This is a genomic window from Candidatus Cloacimonadota bacterium, assembly GCA_034661015.1.
Classification (GTDB): Bacteria; Cloacimonadota; Cloacimonadia; order JGIOTU-2; family JGIOTU-2; genus JAYEKN01.
Map to the genome: position 1 here is coordinate 1 of JAYEKN010000118.1, position 3,812 is coordinate 3,812.

General features: G+C 33.3%; 4 protein-coding genes. 3 read left to right on the forward strand and 1 reads right to left on the reverse strand.

The window, feature by feature from the left end; all coding sequences use genetic code 11:
• The 3 genes from U9P79_04795 to U9P79_04805 form a co-directional block, all read left to right on the forward strand.
• The coding region (locus tag U9P79_04795) for a hypothetical protein (GenBank protein MEA2103944.1) at positions 1 to 610 on the forward strand (610 nt) is incomplete at its 5' end.
• Between the two features lie 46 nt (positions 611 to 656).
• Positions 657 to 1,352 (forward strand): hypothetical protein, encoded by a 696-nt coding sequence (locus tag U9P79_04800; GenBank protein ID MEA2103945.1) that lies wholly within the window; start codon positions 657 to 659, stop codon positions 1,350 to 1,352.
• Positions 1,353 to 1,520: 168 nt separating this feature from the next.
• The gene (locus U9P79_04805; protein MEA2103946.1) at positions 1,521 to 3,269 is read left to right on the forward strand and encodes a capsule assembly Wzi family protein; all 1,749 of its coding nucleotides are present in this window, start codon (positions 1,521 to 1,523) and stop codon (positions 3,267 to 3,269) included.
• Here the strand turns inward: U9P79_04805 and U9P79_04810 are convergent.
• Positions 3,254 to 3,655: a cache domain-containing protein gene (locus U9P79_04810; protein ID MEA2103947.1), complete on the reverse strand. Its 402-nt coding sequence runs from the start codon at positions 3,653 to 3,655 to the stop codon at positions 3,254 to 3,256. The genes U9P79_04805 and U9P79_04810 overlap by 16 nt on opposite strands.
• Between the last annotated feature and the right edge of the window lie 157 nt (positions 3,656 to 3,812).

The window sequence follows — 3,812 nt, forward strand, 5'->3', positions numbered from 1 at the left end:
AAAAAATCAAACTGAAATTGCCATCGATCAAGACAACCTGAAAAAAGAGCAAACTATTGACTCAATCTATACAACCCAAAAGGAGATGAAAAAAACTCAGGATAAAATATACGAAACAATAAAAAACGATCCCTTGAAAGATAAAAAATACGGTATTGACCTAAATCCTTTTAGACTTCTATTTTTAGATAAAGATTCGGGTGCTCTGAGTGGTGGTTTTTCTATTTTCAACAATAAGAAGGACATCGAACATTATTTTTCGATTTTTGCGGGTAGTGAATCCCCAAATATTTTCATGCTAGATTATCGTTATAGGTATTATCTCGGAAACTCGCTAAACGGTTTCTATATTTGTGGTTTTTCAAGATATGCGCATATCAATGAAGAAGAAAATTATTACTATGAACAAGAATCCGGGAGCGCCAGTAAGTTAGGTATTGGTTTTGGAGTCGGTTATAAAATATTTTCATATAAAGGGTTTTATTGGGGAACGACGTTAGGGCTTGGGCGTTATTTTATCGGAGATGATAATGCTTTTTACAACTGTTCCCTATACGATGATGAAATTATCTTTATATTTGAAATTCTTAAAATTGGCTTGGCTTTTTAATTATTTATAAATATAAAACCGAATTATGTATAAAAAAGGATGATAAATGAAAAGGATAATTTTAATCCTAATTTTTTCTATATTCTTTTCCCTATCTTTAATTGCAGAAGAAATAATTACCGAAGAAGAAAAAGTGGATTCAATCTACAAAACACAGAAGGAAATGCAAAAACAGCAGAATCTGATCTATGAAACGGTAAAAAATAATCCTTTGCAGAACAAGAAATATGGAATTGAAATAAACCTTTTTCGCCTTTTGATGTGGGATGCTGATATGTGGAATGTAAATCACACTTTCAGCAGCACCTTTTCTTTTTTCAATTTTAAAGATGATGTAGAAATTGCTTTCCCATTTTTTTATGCCAAAAGTGACAATAGCCCGATTCGACAAATTACATTTGACTGCCAGTATAGAAAATTTCTGGGCAATACACAAACCGGATTTTTCATTACCGCTTTTATTCGATATGCAAATTTGTATGGTGAGTATGGGGATTGGTGGTATATTGAAGGTTGGGATGATGAAGACAATGGAATCGGTACAGAAAACAAAGTCGGGATTGGCTTTGGTATCGGCTATCGAAAAATTTCGTATAAGGGATTTTATTGGGGTACAAGTTTAAATTTTGGCAGATATTTAATCGGGGAAAGTAATCGTTTTAAAAGTAGTCCCTTTTGGTATGATAACGACAGTGAATATATTTTTAACTTTGAATTTTTAAAATTTGGATACGCTTTTTGATAATTTGTTTGGCGACAAAATGGTCTCATAGAAATTTGGATAATATCTGTGAAAAAAGATAATTGTATCCAATGAATATAATAAAATGGCAAATAATTTAATAGAAAGATTCGGAACACAACCGTCTATCTTATCTATTTTTGCACTTTGTGTTAAATAAATTTTCTCATGAAAAAATACATAATTCTTATTTTAATTTTATTTGTTTTTAACATTCTCTCGTCGCAGGTAGTTTTAGTTCCGTTAAATGATGATGTTTATGATTTTCTCGAAATTCTGGAAATAAAAGGATTGCTCGGAAAAAGTTTCCTTGATATAAAACCATTATCCCGAAAAGATGTTGCTACTTTTTTATTAAAAACAATTGATAATCCAAATTACAAAAATTTACCTTCAAGTATGAAAGTTCGTCTTCTTGAATATTTGAAAAAATATAATTATGAGAAGCATTTTGTTGACGAGGATTTACAATTTATTGAAATTCTGGAAGAGGGATTGTCTCTTCTCACCCAAAAAAAAGTTTCTTTGTCTAAACCGGACTCCATAAAAAAATGGAAACCCCTCCATTTCCCGTATAAATTCCAAAATGATAATTGTTTTTTGCAATTCAACCCGACCGTGCTTTTGGAATATTCATATAATTCGAGTGACAGCAATTATTTTGCAAAAGATTATACCAAGATCACTGCTGGGGCACGCATCTTCGGTTATCTCGGCAATCATATCGGATTTGGTTTTCGGGCAGTAAATAATAGAATTGAGGGAAATGAATTCGATTTGATGAAAACAGATTGCTCCGCTCAAGGAGTGGGTTCATTAGTTACCCGAGGAACCTTTTATGACGAAGTGGACGCTTATATTTCACATTCGTCAAAATACGTTGAACTGGTTTTTGGTAAATTTGCAAATTACTGGGGAAGCGGGAAAACAGGCAGTATTTCCATAAGCAACCGCGCCCCATCCTATCCCCAAATCATGCTTAAAACCGGATTTTCAGATTGGTTGAAATTCGTTTATTTTCATGGCTGGTTAGAGAGCAACGAATTGGATGACAGCAGCTCTTATGTTATCAATTATGGAAATGATCATGAGTTTGAACGAAAATTCTACAAATCCAAATATATTGCAGCCCACAGATTGGACATTTTTCCTTTTGCCAATCTCAAAATAGGATTGAGCGAAATTCTCTACTACGGTGAAACCCGTCCGAAAATAATCTATCTGATCCCCATAATGTTTTTCTGGTCAGCCCAGCATCAAACAAATGATCAGGACAATGAAGAAATCGGGATTGATATTGAGTGGCTTCCTACAAATTATTGCAAATTTTATGGTTCAATGATCATTGATGACATTCGCTTGACAAAGATTTTTAGCGAAAATGAATCGTTGAATTATTTCGGCTACCAATTGGGGGCTTTCTTTTTCGATCCATATGTCAATAAACTTGATTTCAGGATAGAATACACACGCATAAATCCTTGGGTTTATACTCACAAATTTCCGGTTAATTGTGCAACTTCAGATGGCTATCAGATGGGGTATTGGGCGGGACAGAATTCGGACAATCTTTATCTGGAATTAGGATATAAAATCAGCGAAAGTTCCAGTTTGGATTTTATTTTTTCTCATTACAGAAAAGGTGCGCAGGACAGCATTTTCCAGCAATATGAAATTCCGCCTGCCGAGAAGTTTATGTACGGTCATCAATATACAAAAAATACATTCGGAATAAATTTGGAATTCAAAATTTTATCTCAAATTCGGGGTGAAATCGGTTATACTTTTTTAAAGTGCGATGTGAATGAGAAAAATATTGCAAAAGCAGAACAAGGAATTTATGTAAATCCGGTTTATTACACAAATGATTTTTATAGGAACTCAATCCGCTTTTCTGTTGGTTATGGATTTAAATAAACTCCATCCCCAATAAAATAATTGGTTCCCTTAATTGGTTCAACATATCCAATCTTTTTTTCCTGTTTTTGTGTTTTAGGATCGAACCAGTAATATTGCAGAAATCCTCCCCCATTCTTGGCAATTTCGGATAATCGTCTAATCACATAGGTACCTTCCGGGTCTTGGTAATCAAACAGATCAGTTCCCTGAATATGTGTGAGAATGGCGTGTGAAATATTTATACAATCAAAATTATACACAAAAAAATATCCGGTACTATCACTATAAAACCTGATTGGATTTAGGAATTCACGCAAAAAATTGATTTGTTCGGTCGAGTCCTGAATGGTTTCAAAATAATGACTGATCCCGACCGCCATATTGTGAGCAGCAGTTTTTGTCATTTGTTTTCTCCATTTTAAAGATTCGAAATTCGTTGAATCTTGCTGGCATGCTACGATTAAGATCAACAAAGATAGGATGATAGGAATAAGTAACATTTTTTTCATAATAATTTACTTTCTTAGACATTTGAATTGCTATTTATAGTCCATCCGTAAA